This window comes from Pseudocolwellia antarctica (genome assembly GCF_049933045.1).
GTDB lineage: Bacteria > Pseudomonadota > Gammaproteobacteria > Enterobacterales > Alteromonadaceae > Pseudocolwellia.
Genome location: NZ_CP187926.1, coordinates 1,819,841 through 1,839,068, shown reverse-complemented (window position 1 = coordinate 1,839,068; position 19,228 = coordinate 1,819,841). Strand labels below are relative to the sequence as shown.

Below are 19,228 nucleotides of genomic sequence, written 5' to 3'. Positions count from 1 at the left end.
CTTCCTTTTTTAACTGACTTATTCGTTTTACAATTAAACAACATACAAGTGATTAACTATCGCTGGTTCAGAATCTTAAAACCTATAGATAAACGAGGCTAACTTGTCATCAATACAAATTACACGCTACTTCATTGCTTTTTCTTGGTTATATCATGGAATATTCCCAAAGCTTGTTCACGTTGCACCATTAGAAAAAATTATAACGGGCAGTTTCGGTTTATCAGACGAGCTTTCTTATTTAGTGACTAAGTCAGCAGGTATTGGCGAAGTGATTTTTGGCCTGATCTTCTTTTTTTTTATACCGTAATAAAAATATCGTTCTATTAAATATTGCAGCCTTAATTGGTTTATTGTTTTTTGTCGCTTTGTTCCAACCTTTATTACTTATTGAAGCATTTAATCCTGTGACTACCAATCTGGCCTTAATAGGCTTTAGTTTTATTTTATTAAATGAAGTCCGTAAGGAAGCACAATGACGGCTATTAAATATCCACCTAATGTAAAGGCGGATGATTGTATTATTTTATTTGACGGCGTATGTAAGCTTTGTAGTATTTGGAGCCAGTTTATTATTAAGTACGACACACCACAGCGCTTTAAGTTATGTAGTGTTCAATCGCCAGAAGGGCAAAGTATACTAAAGTATTTTGATATGCCGACGGATCACTTTGACACCATGTTATATGTAGAAGGGAATCAATGTTTTTATAAAAGCGACGCTTTTTTAAATGTTATACGTAAGTTTAGTTACCCTTGGCGTTTACTCTATGTATTTAAAATACTGCCCAAAGTTATAAGAAATTGGTTTTATGACCATATTGCTTTGAATCGTTACTCTTTATTTGGAAAGTACGATACCTGTGTAGTTCCTTCTAAAGAAAATGAAAATAGATTTGTAAAAAACAAGTCTAAAAACAATTCCTGATATTAGCTTAGATTCAAACTTTTGGGCTCTTTGCTTACCCTATTTTTAATTCTAGAGTGAATACTAAATCTATGTTTTAGATCAATATTATTAATGCAAGCACGTGCTAAAAATAATATGAGATAGTTAAAACTAGAGGAAAAGATGATGAGTTCTACATTTTATATGCCTGCTGTGAATATTATGGGAAGTGGTAGCCTAGTAGAGGCTGTTAACTTTATTAAAGAGCAAGGATTTAAAAAGGCTTTAATTGTAACTGACAGTGCTTTAAACAAACTTGGTGTAGTAAAACAATTCACCGATTTACTAGAGCAGCAGAAAATTGTAAGTATTGTTTTGATAAAACACAACCTAACCCTACTGTAGGAAATGTGAATGATGGGTTAAAGGTACTTAAAGAAAATAATTGTGATTTTGTTGTTTCTTTAGGTGGAGGATCTCCACATGACTGCGCTAAAGGCATAGCACTTGTTGCGAGCAATGGTGGAGAAATAAGTGATTACGAAGGTCTTGATCAATCTAAAAAACCTCAATTACCTTTAATTTCTATTAATACCACTGCAGGCACAGCCTCAGAAATGACACGTTTTGCGATAATTACAGATGAAAATAGGCATGTAAAAATGGCTATTGTGGATAAGCATACTACGCCTATGCTGTCTGTGAATGATCCTTTATTAATGGTGGGAATGCCTGCACCATTAACCGCAGCAACAGGAATGGACGCATTAACTCATGCTGTTGAAGCTTATGTTTCCACAGCCGCAACACCAATTACAGATGCTGTTTCCTTAAAAGCTATTCAGTTAATTAAAGGTAATTTAGTTACTGCTGTTGAAGATGGTGAAAATATTCATGCACGAGAGCAAATGGCGTATGCTCAGTTTATGGCTGGTATGGCATTTAATAATGCATCGTTAGGTTATGTTCATGCTATGGCGCATCAACTTGGTGGATTTTATGATTTGCCTCATGGCGTATGTAATGCGGTGCTTTTACCACATGTACAAAAATATAATGCATCTGTTTGTCCTGAACGCTTAAAAGATGTTGCATATATTTTAGGTGTTGATGTAACAGGAATGTCTGCATAGCAGGGGGCAAATACAGCTATTAGTGCTATCGAACAGCTTTCTCTGAACGTAGGTATTCCCGTAGGCTTAGCTGTACTAGGTGTTAAGAAAGATGACATTCCATTATTGGCTGAAAATGCTTTAAAAGATGTTTGTAGTTTAACTAACCCTAAACAGGCAAGCCAGAACGAGATTTGCCAGATTTACCTTTCTGCGATGTAAGTTTAACTTCATCAAATATAATTTAACTGTACTTAGTAATCCCAACCCAATTAAGTCATATTGGGTTGGTTAACACTTATTAATTAACTCACCGTACTTTTGTTATTTTTATCGTCATCATAAGATTTTATATTTATCTAACCCACGGAGCTTAAATAAGCTAAAATAGACACAATTATTTTAGCTTTAAGCCCTTTATATTAATGACCTCTGCCAAAAACACAGATACAACTGATACTACAACCATAGCTTCAACACCTACTAGCTTTACCGAGCTTAGTCTTATCCCACCGTTATTAGCACGTTTAACGGAACTGGAATATAAGCAACCAACACCTATTCAAGCGCGAGCTATTCCTAGTGTATTAGCAGGGCGAGACTTAATTGGTGGTGCTAATACGGGGTCAGGTAAAACAGCTACTTTTGCATTGCCTATTTTACAGCAACTTTCTAAAAGTAAAGACGCTGAAAAATCTTCGGGTAAAAACACCAGCTCCAAAGGTAATTTTGTTACCCAGCTAATTTTGGTGCCTACACGTGAATTAGCAAAGCAGGTTGCCGATAGTATTAAGTCTTACGCTGTGCATTTTAATGGCGAGATAAAAGTACATGCGGTTTTTGGTGGTGTGTCAGCTAATACACAAATGTTGGCATTACGAGGTGGTACCGATATTTTGGTGGCAACGCCAGGTCGTTTACTCGATTTAATTTCAAGTAATGCGATCAAGCTCGATAAAGTTAAAACCTTAGTACTTGATGAAGCTGACAGAATGTTAAGTTTAGGTTTTACTGAAGAGCTAACCGCGCTATTAGCTTTATTACCTAGCAAAAAACAAACCTTATTATTTTCTGCTACTTTTCCTGAGCAAGTTAAAGCGTTAACTCAAGAGTTATTGAATAACCCGATTGAAATACAAGTACAAAGTGCTGATGCAAGTACCTTAGTACAACGCGTATTTGAAGTGAATAAAGGTGAGAAAACAGCTGTGTTAGCTCACTTAATTATTCAATATTCGTGGCGACAAGCGCTTATTTTTGTTAATGCTAAAAACAGCTGTGAACATTTGGCTTCAAAGCTTTCTAAGCGTGGTATTACTGCTGAAGTATTTCATGGCGATAAAGGACAGGGCGCTCGTAGCCGTGTACTTGAAGGGTTTAAGAATGGCGAAATTGAAGTGTTGATTGCAACCGATATTGCTGCACGTGGTTTAGATATTGAAAAGCTGCCTGTGGTTATTAACTTTGATTTACCAAGAAGCCCGTCTGATTACATGCATCGTATTGGTCGAAGTGGTCGTGCTGGTGAAGTAGGGTTAGCATTATCTTTGATTGATCACGAAGATTATCATCACTTTAAAGTGATTGAGAAAAAGAATAAAATTTGGCTTGATCGTGAACAAGTTGAAGGCTTTGAAGTTGATGAAGATACTATTGAAGCATTGTTAGCTGAAGTAGAAGCACAATCAAAACCTATGGCTGCGCCTGAAGGCACAGGTAAGAAAAAGCGTAAAAAGAAAGCCACCATCAATGCGGATATCTGGTTGAACAGCGGTGACTCTGAGTAAGCTATCTCATCAATATTAGTGTAGGTGCTGAATAAAGTTAAGATAAAACATCATTAAATCAGCATCCTATATAACTGTTTAAGTTATATAAAAGTAAAGTTACTTCGAGTAAACTCATCATTTACTCAGCAAATTTAATTCACACAACATTAAGTACTATTAAAATATGAGCACAAAAAACTTTTCAACTGCTGCACAGCAGTACTTAGCAAGACGCGTTACAGGTACTAAAGCCCAATGTTTACCAGAAGTTGAACGTCCAACTTCAATTGAAGATGCATTAGCGGTTCATCAAGAAATGATCAAGCAACGTTCAGACACAGTAGGTGGTTGGAAGTGTTTATTACCGCTTGCTGAAGACAAAATTATTGTTGCGCCTATTTTTAGCAACACGGTTCAAACAGGTGATGTATGTCACCTGATGATGGATAAAAATGTAGCTCGTATTGAGCCAGAAATCGTTTTTATGCTGAATAAAGATTTACCCCCCCGCGCTGAAGATTATTCTGAGCAAGAAATTGATGACGCTATTGGTGGTTGTTACATGGCTTTAGAATTAATGCAAAGCCGTTTTCATGAAGACGCTGGTAATGAGTTTGCTGAGAGCTTAGCCGATTGTATGTTAAACCAAGGTTTATTTATTGGACCTGAAATTGATAAAGCATTAGCTTATGCAGCTGCTGAAATTAACATTACTGTTACTCAAACAGAAGTTGAAGGTGACGATACAGTAAAAGCACTTGAAGGTAAGCATCCTAATCCATTACCTCAATTACCTGTGTACTGGTTAATTAACTTTATGAGCAAACGTGGTACTAGCTTTAAGAAAGGCGAAGCTATTACAACAGGTTCTTATAAAGGAATTGTTGAAGTAGATTTTGATAAGCCAACTGAAATTGTTTATGAAGGTTTAGGCAAATATAGCGTTGAATTTAAAACAATAGAAAAATCTGCTTAAGCTTTAAAAAAGCTTCAACGCATAGTCATTAAAATAGCTAACTTCAATTCGAGTTAGCTTTTTTTTATCTATATTACTCGTACTTTTATTCTATTTTCCATTGAAACACTCTTCTAGTGCCGCAACAATACGTTCATTACTAGCGCGCAAGCGATAATCTTCAGATTGATCAATCCAGCGTATAATACCATTTTCATCAATCAGTAATGATGTAGGGATAGACATTGACTTAAACTTTAATTGATTCAGTTTAGGGAAGGGTAAACCAAAAACAGTCATTACATCTTGCGAGTCTGCACCTAGTGCTTTGTGATGTTCAACACCATATTTTTTGACCACATCAAGCTGAGGATCGGCTAATAGTGTTAGACCTAAATTATCGCGTTTTATATGAGCCATAGCCTCTTCTACACTATCACCAGAAAGCGCGATAACTTCTACATTATATTTGTTAAAGTCGCTCTGCATTTCATCAAACATTGTAAGTTCACGGCTACAGTATGGACACCAAGAGCCTCGAAAAAACTTCAGTAATATTCTTTTATTTTTTAAATCTTCTTGTGAAAAAGCGTGTCCTTGCGCAGATGTACTTTGAAAAGGAATGATCGAATCACCTATTTTTACTTTGATATTACCCAACGGTGTCTTTTTATTCATAAACATAAATAAGAATAAGCTACTTATAATAATGGATAACATCGCTGGAACAGCAATAGGGAGAACATTAATAATTTCATTAGGTATTGATAAGTAAAGTCCGTATATCGCAGAAGTAGTAGCAACAAAAATTGAAAAGAGTAAGCCGATTGGCGTTTTTGGTACTTTGTTTTGTATAAGCTTATAAAAATAAACAGTGATACCTAAAATTAATACGATAAGTCCTGTGAGTGAAATTAGTAATGCTAATGTATTCATATTTGATCTCTTTGTTTTTTTTGTACTGATTGGTAATTGTTTGATTTATGTACCGTAAGGTACAGAATTAGACAAGTAATAATAATTCTAAATAATATTTTAGTTGGTAAAAGTGATAATAATTATTAACTGTATAGCTCAACTGAAAATGTACGCTTTAAACATACTTTAATAAGGTTGAAATAAAGAAGTTGAAGTTGAAGGTGATGGTAAATATGAATGTGTGAAACAAATGTGAAAGGTGTTAGCCGTTGAGAATAGTTCTAACTGATTTTGAAAAGCTCTAAATGTTTCAGCGATAAAAAAGCCACTACAGAATATGTAATGGCGATTAACTTATAACTGAGCTTAAGGTTTAAGTTAAGCAGGATCCATAAATTCTTCAATGTCTTTAAGTGGTAGTTCAGGTGTTGCACCATGACTCTGTGCCACCATAGCGCCAACGGCACAAGCAAAGTTAACTGCATATTGTGCATTGGTGGTGTTACATAATTGGTAGATTAATGAACCTAAGAATGAATCACCAGCGCCTACCGTATCAACAACCTTGATAAGAAAGCCTGAGTTGTAATAGTTCTGATCATTGATTTTAAGTAAAGCACCATGCGAACCTTTAGTAACACAAAGATAAGGTGTATTAGTTTTCTCAGCAATAAACTCTAGGTTTTGTTCTAACGAGTTGAATTTAGATCCCATAGCATGAGCTATTTCGTATAGTTCATCATCGTTTAACTTAACAAAATCAGCTACTTTCATAAGTTCAATTAAGGTTTCAAGTTGGTAATGAGGCTTACGTAAGTTCACATCAAAAATCTTAAACTTAGCTACACTTATCAACTCTCTTAAGGTATTTAATGAGGTTTCTTGACGACCTATTAAACTACCAAAAACAAAAATGTCAGAAGCTTTTACTTGCTCAATAAGGGCAGGGGTTAAGGTTATGTTATCCCAAGCTGTATCAGCAACTATTTCATAAGAAGCAGAACCACTTTTATCTAAAGTCACTTCAACTGTGCTGGTTTTCTTGTCAGAATTAACGGCAATAAAGTCGGTGTTCATTTGTCGATCTTTGATTTGATCAAGAATTTCATGACCTAAAGCATCATCACCTACGGCACTTAGCATTTGTGCTTTTATACCAAGAGAGTTTAAGCGTAAACATACGTTTAATGGCGCGCCACCTAAACGTCTGCCACTAGCAAAACAATCCCATAATACTTCACCAAAGCAGTTAATGGTAATGTCGCTTGGTGCTTTATCATTGATGAATAAGCTATTCATTATAACTTCTCCGCTGCTAGTTTTTGGCTAAGTGTATTTTTCATGATGTTTTTGATGTTGCTTGTTGGAGAATACAATTCATCAATCGCTTCTGAATACGCTTTGCTTAAAGCAGGCTGTTCAATTAAATCAGCAAACAAGCTGTTAATTCTTAAGAAAGCGAGTTTGTCTTCAGTTGTTTTATGCGCATACTCAGCAAGCTCATCGTGCATTGCATCTTGAATATCTAAAGTTTCTAATGCTTGGTTAACTTGTTTATCGCTGTATAAACACCAAGTAGCTATAACTAAGGTTGCTAATGAACAGTCACGACCAACCGCTAAGTTTTCGTTAATAGTTGCTATTAAAAACTTTGGTAACTTAGCTGAACTTTCAGAACAAATACGCGCTAGGCTATCTTTAATATTTGGATTTGAGAAACGCTCAATTAACGTATCTTTGTATTCTTCTAAATCGATACCATCTAATTCATCAAGTAATGGTGTAACTTCTAAGTCCATAAAAGCACGTAAGTATTCAGCAAAGTCTTTGTCTGATACGGTTTCATCTATAGTTGCGTAACCATGAATTGAACCGAGTAAACCTAATACTGAATGACCTGCGTTTAATAAACGTATTTTCATTTTTTCAAACGGTGTTACGTCTGTTACAAATTGTGCACCAGCTAGATCCCAGTTAGGGCGACCATCGCTGAAGTTATCTTCAATAACCCATTGTGAGAATGATTCACAAGTAATAGGCCATTCGTCGGTTAAACCAAAAGTTTCAGCAACGTATTCTATGTCAGCTTTTGTTGTTACAGGTGTAATGCGATCTACCATAGCATTTGGAAATTCAACATGAGTTTCAATCCATTGGCTTAATTCTAGATCTTGCTGCTGTGTAAAAGTAAGTAACATTTTACGAGTTACAGCACCGTTATGTTGAATGTTGTCGCAAGATTGAACCGTGAAAGCCTTCATGTCTTGGCTTTTACGTAGTTGTAATGCCGCAGCGATATAGCCAAATGCTGTAGTAGGGTCTTCAGGATTAGCAATATCGTGTATGATGCTTGCGTTTTCTAAATCTAAATCACCTGTAATCGGGTTTAAGTTGTAACCCCCTTCAGTAATCGTTAACGAAACAACTTTAGTGTCGTTATGCGCTAGTTTGTCTATCACTGCTTGTTTGTTATCTGGTGCGAAAAGGAAGTCGATCATCGAACCAATAACTTTGTTATCTATTTGGCCATTTGGATGACGTACCACTAAAGAATACAAGTAATCTTGTTTAACTAAAATATCACGTAAACCGCGATTGTTTTCTAATAAACCTACACCACAAATCCCCCATTGTTCAGAACCTGGAGTTTTCAATAATTCATTAATATATACCGCTTGATGAGCACGGTGAAAACCACCTACGCCAATATGAACAATACCTGCTGTTAGCTTAGTACGATCATAAGTAGGAACATCAATGTTGCTAGGTAAATTAGCTAATGTTAATTGGTTTAACGAAGTGCTTTGTATTTCATTTAGTGGAGTAGTAGTCATGTGTTTAGCCTTACTTAATAGGATTAAACCTAAAAATAAATCTGGGTAACTGTACTGTAGTTACTCAATTTTGTTATGTTAAACGCAGCACATTAGCGTGTTATTTAGTTAAGCTAAACGATAATGTGCGCGTATTTATTGTTTCAATTCTTAATTAATTGTTTAATGCTTTTTGACGCTTAAGAGACATATAAGCACTAGCAAAGTAAACGATTGTGAAAATGAAACAGTATTGTTCAAATTGCACTTTGTTTGCATCGTAGATGTCCATCGTTGAACTGAAGAACATAACTTGAGTAGCAAACGCGGCAATAATTAATAACGAAACCGTTGATACTGCATTTAAAATTTTGCTTAATATGCTTGTATCTTCAACAAAAGGTTTGTCGTTAATTGATTGTTCAGTTTGGTAAGCAATAATTTGTTCTTGCTCAAGGTTTTCAGCAGCAACTTCTTTTGTGTAATCTTTATCTGCGCCATATTTTTTAGCTAATACAGTGTAAATAACAATACTGAAAATCCATGTAGGGATGAATAAGTAGTAGAAAGACATAACATCTAAAATGTTTAAGCCAAAACCAAAGACTAAAGCTAATGCCCAAGTTGCTATGGCTGGTACGCTGCGAGATATGTTTTGATATTTAGCCCAGTAACGCGTTAAACCTATTTTTGGAAATAACACATGCTCAGCAAATACGATGCCGCCAACAGGTACAACTAATAAACCTGCGTAAGTTAATAGTGGTAACATTTGAGAGAATACAAATGGAAAACACGCAATAATAACGGTAACAACACCAACAATAGCGGTTGTTCTTTCACGTGATTGATTTACAAAAATTGACTGAGCCGCTAAACCTGCACGGTATAAATTAGCGTTAGCTGTTGTCCAACCTGCGATAATAATAATAACAAAACCTGTTAAACCTAATGCGTGGTAAGCAACATCGCCTGGATCTAATTGTGTAATGCTGGTTTTAAGAAGTACTGCTGCGCCTGCGCCCATAATACCTGCAGATATCCATGCTAGGTAATGACCGAAGAACATACCAACACCAGAGAATAAACCGTAACTTTTACGTTTAGCAAAACGGAATATCGCCATATCGATTAAACCGAAATGAGTAATTGAATTAGCTGCCCATGCGAAACCAATAACTTCAAGTAAGCCTATGCCTTCTTCACCGTCGCCAGTAAAGCCAGTCCAAATAGAGCTATCTCCTATCGTCATAAAGTCACCCCAACCTGTTAGTGTTGTTGTGCCTAATACGTGATGTGATAACGCAGGGAATAGAGTAAATGAGCCTGCTATAAAGATAACAAACAACCAAGGCGCACATAATTTAGAGAAGTCAGCTACTGTTGAGAAACCATACATAGCAACAAACACTACAATAGAGCCTACAGCTAAAACGATAGCAACAAACCAAAAGCTACTTGGGTACCAATTAAGCTGCGCAGGTATGTCGAATAAAAATCTGACTGCAGTGGAGGATACGGTGATCATCGCTGCGGATATAACGGAGAATATAACGACGTTTGCCCAGTTATAAAGCTTGGTCATTGAATTACCTGCAATCTTATTCAGGTAATTGTATAAACTTAAACGGGTTTCAACAGCGATTGGTGCTGTTAATAACCACCAAGACATCATTGCTAATAAGTTACCGATTAATAAACCGAGTAAAATATCTTTTGTTGCAGCACCCAATGCTACAAAAGTTGCTCCGATCACAAATTCAGTTGCGGCAACATGCTCCCCAGCATATAAACCTGCGAAATGTTTCCAGCCATGCAATTTGTTTTTTGCAACTGGCATTTGTTCCTCATTTACTTGACTAAATGAGTTCTCGTTATGAGTATTGGCCATTTTATCTTTCCTTCTATCACGCTGTAGATAAACAGTTAGTGATATGTGATTTGAAATTTAAACGATTAACTACTGCTAATTAAAGGTTTAATCTTTTTATTATAAATAGCGTTTTAGGCAGTATTAAACTGAGTGTTTTAACTGTTTAAGGTGCTACTTTTTACTTTTTTTTTAATTACAGTTTGAGAATAGCCTTAGCGGTATACTCGTTTGTAATTAAAGAATTGATTAATTTACCTTTAAGTGCAGCATGAATGGCGGGAAGCTTTTCTGTGCCAGCAGCAATACCATAAACAGGTTTGCTTGCATTAACGGTTAAAGGTGAGCTAACAACACGATCATTGGTTGAGTTACTGAGTAACTTACCGTTTTGATCGTATAACCAACTGATGATTTCGCCCTGAGCACCGTCATTTTTTACTGAATCGAGATCGGATTCATTAATAAAGCCATCAAGTAATAAAGGGGAGTTATCTGTAATTTGTCCAATACCGACAAAGGTAGCGTCTGCTTCTTGTATTAAGTTGAAAATACTTTTTACCGGTTGAAGACTGTGTAGAATATGTTTTTCTTCAACCGTTGATGCAATAACAGGAAGAGGCATCGGGAAGTGTTTGGCGTTAACACGGTCTGCCATTGAAACTACAATATCAAATGCAGAAGCTGAACCATCAGTCATCATATTGCCTAACAGCGATACAATTTTGTGTTGTTGACATTGCATGGTAGGTAATTCATCGATACAAGCTTTTAAAGCTCTGCCAGTACCAAAAGCTAATGTTTTCGGTGTTTCAGACTTTAAATAACGTTCTAATATAGCGGCACCACACTGTGCAAGACCATGAGCAGACTCAGGCTCTGAAGGATCACTTGGTACTATTTCACATTCAAGTAAGCCAAATTTATCTTTTAATTGTTGAGCAAGTTCCATACACGAAGTAATAGGGTGATCTAAACGAACTTTAATTAAGCCTTCACTTACCGCTAAGGCAACTAAACGCTGCGCTGATTGACGAGAAACTTCTAGCTTTTGAGCTATTTCGTCTTGTGTGTTTTTAGCTACGTAATAAAGCCAAGCTGCGCGTGCGGCATCTTCTAAGCGTTTAAGCTCTGAATTTGATTTGTTGTTCATCTAATTACCCGTTATGTAGTTAATTTATCTTATTTTTATATTTATTTTATTGTTTTAAATTTTTATATTTATGCTAACTATTTTTATCACTAAGCTTATTTTTTAGTGCTTAATGTAGGTTGTAACTTTATAAAATCATTCCAATGTCGCATAACAGCAACTTGCGGATATTTTTCTGAAACAGCATGTGGTGCTTCAGACATATGTAAACCGCCTTTATAATGTATTACTTGCATACCCGCTGATATCGCTGCGGTAACACCTGCCATGCTGTCTTCAATAACTAAACAATGCTCTGGCGCTACTTTCATTGTGCTTGCTGCGTGTAAAAACAAATCAGGAGCTGGTTTGCCGTTCTTAACTTCAGAGGCTGTAAAAACAGTACCTTCAAAAAATGAGGTAAGATCAACAATACTTAAGGCTTTTTCAGTACGCTGAGGGCTGCTACTTGTTGCTAAACAAAATGGCACGCTAAGCTCAGAAAGTACGGTTTTAATACTTGCTGTTGTTTGTAATTTGCTATCAAACTCTTCAAGTAATGCAATACGGTATTCGTTTTCAAATGTGTCGAGCAGCTTTACATTAAACGCTTGGTGTATTTTTTCTTTTACTGAACTAAAGCTACAGCCTAAAAAATGCTGCTGAATATAGTCAATGTCTATATTTATACCTATCACTGATAACTTATCGATTAACACGTTTGCGCTAATTATCTCGCTATCAATTAATACACCGTCACAGTCAAAAATTACTAATTCAATTGGTTTACTCATTTATTTACCTTTTGGGCTGTTTTAATTTAATTAAGCATAGATTAATTATGTAACACTGAATACTATGTATAAATACTATTAAGCCTTAACTCGGTTTGTGTGATTTCTTATCAAGTCTGTATAAGGAAATATTCTTTTCTAATACCTATCAAAACCAATAAAATGAGCTTTTGCCAACCGTGTGGGCATAAGCCCTTGTTTTGGGCATAATCCCACCAAGGAAGTATAATGTCAATCCTTGATAGGCTGTTTTTTAAATAATCGAATGGTTAGGTCACCGTGAAATAATGAAAATAATATATTTTTCAGATTGTTACTGTTAATTATTAGACAGAATAAACTACTGTTATTTTTGTGGGTATTTAAACATAGATGTTTTTTATTATTTCTTTTTATACATATAATCGATGTTTATATTTCTTATAGGTATATGATAAGCATCGAATTTAAATGACTTTACCAGGGCTTTATTTCTATTTTTTTTGTCTTGATACGATAAATAATGTCGTATGCGAGGATGAATAAATTAATCCGTTTGGTATTAATATAGCACGTCTACGGGTAATCCATTTATCAGTGTTAAAGCGTTAAACTCGAATTTATCTTGTTACATATAGACTCATTAGCGTAATCAATAAGAAAGAAATAGCTTACCTTTGGTTATTGATGCTGGGTATATATAAAGAATTATTAGTCATAATCCACATTACCATTTCGGTTAGTGGGATTTAACTATTGTGATTGGCATTAAGACATAGACAAGGAGACTTGTGAGAGGGAAGGTATTCAAAGTAGAGTACTTATATTAGTTTCCATATATTTGAAGAAAAAAAAACCAGCCGAAGCTGGGTTTTTTAGTGACATAGAATTATTTCTAGTAAAACATATTGTAAACAATAACGCCTGCTAAAAATAATGTTAGCTGCTAACGCGTTCGTTAGCTGCTTCTAATAGTGGTTGTGATCCGGATTGCATCAAAGCTAAATTAGCTGAAACAACTCTCTTCGGTAATTTACTAATCATCAAAGAGCCTGTTTCAACAGAACCTTGTACTGCTGCAAACACCAACAGGTTTTTACCATTACATTCAATACCATCAAAAATACTACGTATTTTAAGTTTATTAGTCTTTAAGAAAGAACGCATGCGCTTCTTGTCATCAGCAGCCACATATTCACAAACGCTTTGAGCGATGTTCACAGCTTGAGCTTCAGGAGTTGTTACAACAGACGTTAATGTTAAAGCAGTAATAGTAGAAACTAGTAATAATTTTTTCATTTTAATAACCTTTTAATTTATGAGTTAGTAAAAGAAAAAACCACGGGATGTACCTAATAGTTCGGTAACTCCGCTGTCATAGATTTACGGAATGTAAATCCTTAGACCGGTGGTTTTGCGTAACACGTTTTCGCGTGTCTTGCCTTTTCTTTGTCAATGTTAATTATTACTAAATATGTCAATAAATGCAAGCCTGTTTTTTGTTCAACTGAAATAAAATCTAAATATATCAGTTCATTAATGAATTTTATGTGTTAATTTATTGTTAACTTTGATAAGTGTGTATTCATGTTTTATTTTTGAAACATCTATTTTTAATCGGTTTAAGAGAAAAAATAGATTTATTGAAATGTTATACAGATGTTACAAATGAAAAGTCATTATTTATTAAGGTGGTAGCAGTTATTTTTAAAAATACAATGTTTTTACATTTAATATTTATAATAAATACTGCTAATGATAAAAAATATTTAATAATGCATAGATATTTTAAAATACTCTCTGAGCATAAAGTCTATAAAATAAGTTTAAATATAAATACAAATATGAGAAATCCACATGTCTGATGAAAATTGTGTAGTTATAGTTTCTGCAGTAAGAACACCGATGGGAGGCTTTCAAGGCGGGTTATCAGCTGTTGAATCACCAACATTAGGGGCAACTGCTATTAGTGCGGCACTGAATCAAGCTAATTTAGCCGATGATCAAATAGATGAAGTTATTATGGGCTGTGTTCTACCTGCAGGTTTAAAGCAAGCCCCAGCTCGTCAGGCAGCTATAGGTGCTGGACTCAGTTTGTCTACTGTATGTACAACAATTAATAAAGTCTGTGGATCAGGTATGAAAGCTGCTATGCAAGCACATGATGCCATTATTGCTGGATCAATTAATGTAGCTATTGCTGGCGGTATGGAAAGTATGAGTAATGCTCCTTATTTGTTACCAAAAGCAAGATCTGGTATGCGAATGGGGCACGGACAAGTTATTGACCATATGATGTTAGATGGTTTAGAAAATGCTTATGATGGTGTTTCTATGGGGTGTTTTGCTCAAGCTACAGCTGATGAAGCTAACTTTAGCCGCGAAGAAATGGATGCCTTTGCTATTCGTTCTTTATCTCGTGCAAATGCTGCTATTGAATCAGGGTCATTTAAATCTGAAATTACACCTGTAACTATTAGCTCACGTAAGGGTGATGTAATATTTGATACAGATGAACAACCAGGTAATGCACGTCCAGATAAAATACCTTCTTTACGTCCTGCTTTTAAGAAAGACGGAACGATTACGGCAGCTAACTCAAGCTCAATCTCAGATGGCGCTGCAGCTCTTGTATTAATGAAAAAATCTGAAGCTGATAAACGTGGCTTAACACCATTATGTAAAATTGTTGCCCATGCAACACACGGACAAAAGCCTGAAGACTTTACTGTTGCACCTGTTAGCGCAATGAAAAAACTATTAGATAAAGCTGGCTGGACTACCGAAGATGTAGACTTATTCGAAATTAACGAAGCATTTGCCATGGTAACTATGTTGGCACTTAAAGAACTTTCTTTAGATGCAGAAAAGGTAAACGTTAACGGCGGTGCTTGTGCTTTAGGTCATCCTTTAGGTGCTAGTGGAGCACGTATTATGGTGACGTTAATTCATGCACTTAAAAATAGAGGTTTATCAAAAGGTATTGCTGCATTATGTATTGGTGGTGGTGAAGCAACGGCTATTGCATTAGAGATGCTATAACTTTTATTGATTATTAAACAGTTAAGTAAACCATCCATTAAGCCTATGATTATGTAAATCGTAGGCTTTTTTTATGTTCGATATGTTTCGAATTTATAGTTAATTACAATTTACTGATTAAAGTAATGTGAAACCGGTGGTAGAGTGATTAAAATTTTTGTTGTTAGATAAGTGCTATTTATACTCATATAGGATCATTTTTTGTTTAGGTTTTTGTTAATAATTCATTAATCTGTTCGTGTTATCATATTAATATAAATAGTTTTTTCTTCTGAGTTGTTAGCTATTATGATTACTTTCTTCGACAGCCCTTGTTGATGGTTTATTTAGTTAACTCCTTTTGATCTAAAGTAAATACCTAAACAGTTTTGTTTTGTATTTATACCTAATAAATAGAAGTAAAAACAATCGAGAAAACTAACAGACTTAACTTATTCATTTTTGAATATTCCCTAACGATTGATGGCAAATAAATAGTTATGAAAACTGAAGTTAATGATAATGCTAACCACACTAGCAATTCTGCCAGCCAGCAAAGCAAAGGCGGACGAAGTCAATCGGGCTTACGTATTCATAACGAACGCAGAATACTTTCTCTCATTAGGAAAGAAGGCGCTTTACCTAAAGCTAAAATATCAATTCAAGCAGGTCTTTCAGCTCAAGCCGTTACCGTTATTATTAACAGTTTAGAGGTTGAAAACCTTTTAATCAGGAAAGACATCAAGAAAGGTAGCATAGGACAACCCTCTATTCCTTTCGCGTTAAACCCTGATGGTGCTTTTGGTATTGGATTAAAAATAGGACGAAGAAGTTTCGATCTTACCTTAATTGATTTTGTCGGTAATGTGAGAGCGACGTTACACAAGATTTGTGACTATCCCACAGTAGAAGGGCTATTAAGCTTTTTGAAGGGTGGTATAAAACAACTTATGTTGAACCTTTCTAACGACTACGTCTGTCGAGTAAAGGGAATTGGCATTGCTACGCCTTATGAATTATGGGGCTGGGCAGAAGAAGCAGGCGCACCTATTGAAGCATTAAATGAGTGGAAAGAGTTTAACTTAGTTGAAGGCGTTTCTAAGATTAGCGATTTACCCGTTTATATTTGTAATGACGATACTGCTGCATGTTCAGCAGAACTCAGTTTTGGTAACCCTAATGGCTTTACTCATTTTCTCTATGCTTTTATTGGTACTTTTATTGGTGGTGGTGTAGTGATCGATAGTTCATTACTTACGGGGAATGCTGGAGCCATAGGTTCTTTACCTGTACCGCTAATAAAACCTAATGGGGAATTAGGTACACAACAGTTAATTATGAAGTCGTCATTATTTGTTTTAGAGAATATGCTTAATAATACTGACTACGACACTCAGCAGTTACATAATGCAGAAGACTATTGGCATGAGTGCAGTGATGTTGTCGATCAATGGATAGAGCAAGCCGCTGAAGGTTTAACATATGCCGCATTAAATTCAGCAGCTATCTTTGAAGCCGAAGCGATTGTAATAGATGGTACTTTTCCTGAGTTTGTTCGTGATAAAATTGTTGATCTAACAAAAAATAAAATCAAAGCATCTGACTTACGCGGCCTCTCTCCATTACAATGTGTAAGTGGAACGATAGGCAGCAAAGCACAGTCGGTGGGCAGTGCAAATTTACCTTTGTTAGCGACTTATTTTCAAGATCTTGATCTGTCTTTATAAATATTATTTTAAAAATTAAGCATTTTAGTAAGGAATACATTTGTTTTTCGAAGGTTCTGAAAAAAAAGTTGAAGTGATCATTAAAGACATTGGTTTCTCATTAATCAATGACGTGAATGACGAGTTTTGGTATCAATTAGTTGATAAAGCTAACGCTAAAATACTTTCTTGTATACAAAATGATGTGTGTAAAGCTTTTATACTTTCTGAATCAAGTTTGTTTGTATGGCATAACCGATTCATTATTTTAACTTGTGGTGTAACTCACTTAGTTAATGCGATTGAGTATTTTATTCAAGAGCAGGGCGTTGATGTTATTGAACATTTAAGTTATCAACGCAAGAATGAATATTACTCTCATGCTCAACCTAGTTGTTTCGGTGACGATGTTAAGGTTCTTACTCAGTACATTAAAGGTAAAGCTTTAAGGTTTGGCGAGATGGACAGCCATCATACCTTTTTATTTTATAACGACACTGATACTCAGCTTAAGCATAAGTCTTACGAGCTACTAACTTATCAAATAAGTGAAGAGGCTTCTAACAAACTTACTGATACTCAAATTTCTGCTGACGAAATAAGAATCTTCTTACAATTAGACACCTTACTTCCAGGGTTTATCTTGGATGATCATATGTTCAAACCTTATGGTTATTCCGTCAATGCAATTAAAGAAGATAAGTATCTAACCATTCATATTACCCCACAAGCTGAAAGCAGCTATGTAAGCTTTGAATCTAATATAAACTTAATAGAAATTTCTCCTATTCTATTAGAAAGACTGAAACCTAAATCGTTTGATTTATTAAGTTTTAATGACGAAAATTTTGAAGACTCAATCGAACAATATATTGATCAGAAATACGTGAGTAAATCTTTGGTTAAGCAAAACTTAACTAATGGTTGTCAGGTTCATTTTGCAAATTATGTTTTACCGCAAAAAGAATTTATAGCAGCTGCAGCATTTGATTTGTTAGATAGTCATCACGAGCTTTAAGATTATAGATGACGATCGCTATGACTATTTTATAGCGACTTGATAATGTATTTTAATTTTTAAAGAGAATTTAAAACTAAAGGCTTTTAATATGAGTGAAGTGATTTTTTCTGAATTAGCGTGTAAGCATGATCGTAAAATTGGTGTTATCGAACTCAATAAGCCTAAAGCGCTTAATGCTTTAAACCTTAATATGATTACTTTGTTGCACGAACAACTTATTTTATGGGCTAAAAATGACAAAATTAGCTTTATTCTTATACAAGGTGCAGGTGACAAAGCTTTTTGTGCAGGTGGTGATGTCGTTAGTTTATATCATGCGATTAATGGAAGTAGAGACACTACTGAAGTATTAGACGATGATGCGATTATTAATAATCCTAGTGGTGAATTTTTTACACAAGAGTACACGCTTGATTTATATATACATCAATACAAGAAGCCTATTGTCGCTTGGGGTGATGGTTATGTATTTGGTGGCGGTTTAGGTTTTTTTGCTGGCGCGAGTCATCGTATTACCACTGAAAAAACCATCATGGCGATGCCTGAAACAGCTATTGGTTTATATCCAGATGTTGGTGCTAGTTGGTTTTTAAATCAAATGCCTAATAATTTAGGACTTTTCCTTGGTATCACGGGGGCTTTTTTTAATACAGCCGACGCTAAGTACTTAGGTTTATCAAACTTCTCAATTGAAAGTGCAAAGAAACAAACGTTAGTTGATGATCTATGTGAAATCGATTGGACAGTCCAGAATGATATATCAGTTCAACTTAATGCTATTCTCAAAAATTTTGAATCAGCTTCTGTTGATGTAATGCCTGTATCTAAAATTCAAGAACATGAATCTATCATTACTTCTTTAATGTTAGGAAATACTATTGATTCAATATATAGCGCTATAGCTGACACTAATTTTGAAGATAAATGGTTAAGCACAGCTCAACAAAAATTTTGTAGCGCAAGCGTGTTAAGTATTTTACTCACCTATAAACAGCTAGAATTATCCAAAGACTTCTCAATAGCTGAATGTTTTAAGGCTGAAAAGAATTTATCTTACAGATGTTGCCAATATACTGAGTTCGCTGAAGGCGTTAGAGCACAGTTAGTCGATAAAGATAAAACGCCAAAATGGGCATTTGATAAACTTAGTGATATTGAGCCTGATCTGATCCAATGGTTTTTCTCAAAAGTGAACAATACTTAACTTTGATCTCTGTTTTAATAGCACTCTTTGTATCAAAAATATGTA

14 protein-coding genes, 2 pseudogenes and 1 riboswitch are annotated in these 19,228 nt (G+C 35.1%); of the genes and pseudogenes, 9 read left to right on the top strand and 7 right to left on the bottom strand.

What is annotated here, in order from left to right:
- The first annotated feature begins 103 nt into the window (after positions 1 to 103).
- The 5 genes and pseudogenes from ACPUVN_RS08030 (at position 104) to ACPUVN_RS08010 (ending at position 4,746) form a co-directional block, all read left to right on the top strand.
- Positions 104 to 479 (top strand): annotated as a pseudogene (locus tag ACPUVN_RS08030) (DoxX-like family protein).
- Positions 476 to 928, top strand: coding sequence for a thiol-disulfide oxidoreductase DCC family protein (locus tag ACPUVN_RS08025; RefSeq protein ID WP_426370398.1), 453 nt, complete (start codon positions 476 to 478; stop codon positions 926 to 928). Before ACPUVN_RS08030 ends, ACPUVN_RS08025 begins: the two are co-directional and overlap by 4 nt.
- Positions 929 to 1,075: 147 nt before the next feature.
- Positions 1,076 to 2,223, top strand: a pseudogene (yiaY, locus tag ACPUVN_RS08020) (L-threonine dehydrogenase).
- A gap of 203 nt (positions 2,224 to 2,426) precedes the next feature.
- Entirely contained in the window at positions 2,427 to 3,788 is a 1,362-nt protein-coding gene (locus ACPUVN_RS08015; RefSeq protein WP_426357116.1) for a DEAD/DEAH box helicase, read from the top strand.
- A 166-nt stretch (positions 3,789 to 3,954) separates the two neighbouring features.
- The gene (locus tag ACPUVN_RS08010; protein WP_426357117.1) at positions 3,955 to 4,746 is read left to right on the top strand and encodes a hydratase; all 792 of its coding nucleotides are present in this window, start codon (positions 3,955 to 3,957) and stop codon (positions 4,744 to 4,746) included.
- Positions 4,747 to 4,836: 90 nt separating this feature from the next.
- On the opposite strand, the gene ACPUVN_RS08005 is transcribed toward ACPUVN_RS08010, so the two are convergent.
- The 7 genes from ACPUVN_RS08005 to ACPUVN_RS07975 all read right to left on the bottom strand — a co-directional run bounded on the left by ACPUVN_RS08005 (position 4,837) and on the right by ACPUVN_RS07975 (position 13,530).
- Positions 4,837 to 5,661: a redoxin domain-containing protein gene (locus ACPUVN_RS08005; protein WP_426357118.1), complete on the bottom strand. Its 825-nt coding sequence runs from the start codon at positions 5,659 to 5,661 to the stop codon at positions 4,837 to 4,839.
- A 360-nt stretch (positions 5,662 to 6,021) separates the two neighbouring features.
- Entirely contained in the window at positions 6,022 to 6,942 is a 921-nt protein-coding gene (locus tag ACPUVN_RS08000; protein ID WP_426357119.1) for a carbohydrate kinase family protein, read from the bottom strand.
- The gene (locus ACPUVN_RS07995) at positions 6,942 to 8,477 is read right to left on the bottom strand and encodes a mannitol dehydrogenase family protein (RefSeq protein WP_426370397.1); all 1,536 of its coding nucleotides are present in this window, start codon (positions 8,475 to 8,477) and stop codon (positions 6,942 to 6,944) included. Before ACPUVN_RS07995 ends, ACPUVN_RS08000 begins: the two co-directional genes overlap by 1 nt.
- Before the next feature lie 154 nt (positions 8,478 to 8,631).
- Positions 8,632 to 10,347 carry a purine-cytosine permease family protein gene (locus tag ACPUVN_RS07990; RefSeq protein WP_426357121.1) on the bottom strand — a complete coding sequence of 572 codons (1,716 nt, stop codon included), beginning with the start codon at positions 10,345 to 10,347 and terminating at the stop codon, positions 8,632 to 8,634.
- A 175-nt stretch (positions 10,348 to 10,522) separates the two neighbouring features.
- The gene (locus tag ACPUVN_RS07985) at positions 10,523 to 11,479 is read right to left on the bottom strand and encodes a sugar-binding transcriptional regulator (protein WP_426357122.1); all 957 of its coding nucleotides are present in this window, start codon (positions 11,477 to 11,479) and stop codon (positions 10,523 to 10,525) included.
- Between the two features lie 95 nt (positions 11,480 to 11,574).
- The gene (locus ACPUVN_RS07980) at positions 11,575 to 12,252 is read right to left on the bottom strand and encodes an HAD family hydrolase (RefSeq protein ID WP_426357123.1); all 678 of its coding nucleotides are present in this window, start codon (positions 12,250 to 12,252) and stop codon (positions 11,575 to 11,577) included.
- Between the two features lie 918 nt (positions 12,253 to 13,170).
- On the bottom strand, positions 13,171 to 13,530 hold the full coding sequence (locus ACPUVN_RS07975) for a DUF3718 domain-containing protein (RefSeq protein ID WP_426357124.1): 360 nt from the start codon (positions 13,528 to 13,530) through the stop codon (positions 13,171 to 13,173).
- 60 nt (positions 13,531 to 13,590) lie between these two features.
- Positions 13,591 to 13,684: riboswitch (cyclic di-GMP riboswitch) on the bottom strand.
- 404 nt (positions 13,685 to 14,088) lie between these two features.
- Here ACPUVN_RS07975 and ACPUVN_RS07970 point away from each other — a divergent pair.
- The 4 genes from ACPUVN_RS07970 (at position 14,089) to ACPUVN_RS07955 (ending at position 19,183) form a co-directional block, all read left to right on the top strand.
- Positions 14,089 to 15,273: an acetyl-CoA C-acyltransferase gene (locus tag ACPUVN_RS07970; protein ID WP_426357125.1), complete on the top strand. Its 1,185-nt coding sequence runs from the start codon at positions 14,089 to 14,091 to the stop codon at positions 15,271 to 15,273.
- Positions 15,274 to 15,752: 479 nt separating this feature from the next.
- Entirely contained in the window at positions 15,753 to 16,979 is a 1,227-nt protein-coding gene (locus ACPUVN_RS07965; protein ID WP_426357126.1) for an ROK family transcriptional regulator, read from the top strand.
- A gap of 40 nt (positions 16,980 to 17,019) precedes the next feature.
- Positions 17,020 to 17,976, top strand: coding sequence for an adenosylmethionine decarboxylase (locus ACPUVN_RS07960; protein WP_426370396.1), 957 nt, complete (start codon positions 17,020 to 17,022; stop codon positions 17,974 to 17,976).
- Between the two features lie 91 nt (positions 17,977 to 18,067).
- The gene (locus ACPUVN_RS07955) at positions 18,068 to 19,183 is read left to right on the top strand and encodes an enoyl-CoA hydratase/isomerase family protein (protein WP_426370395.1); all 1,116 of its coding nucleotides are present in this window, start codon (positions 18,068 to 18,070) and stop codon (positions 19,181 to 19,183) included.
- Positions 19,184 to 19,228 lie beyond the last annotated feature (45 nt).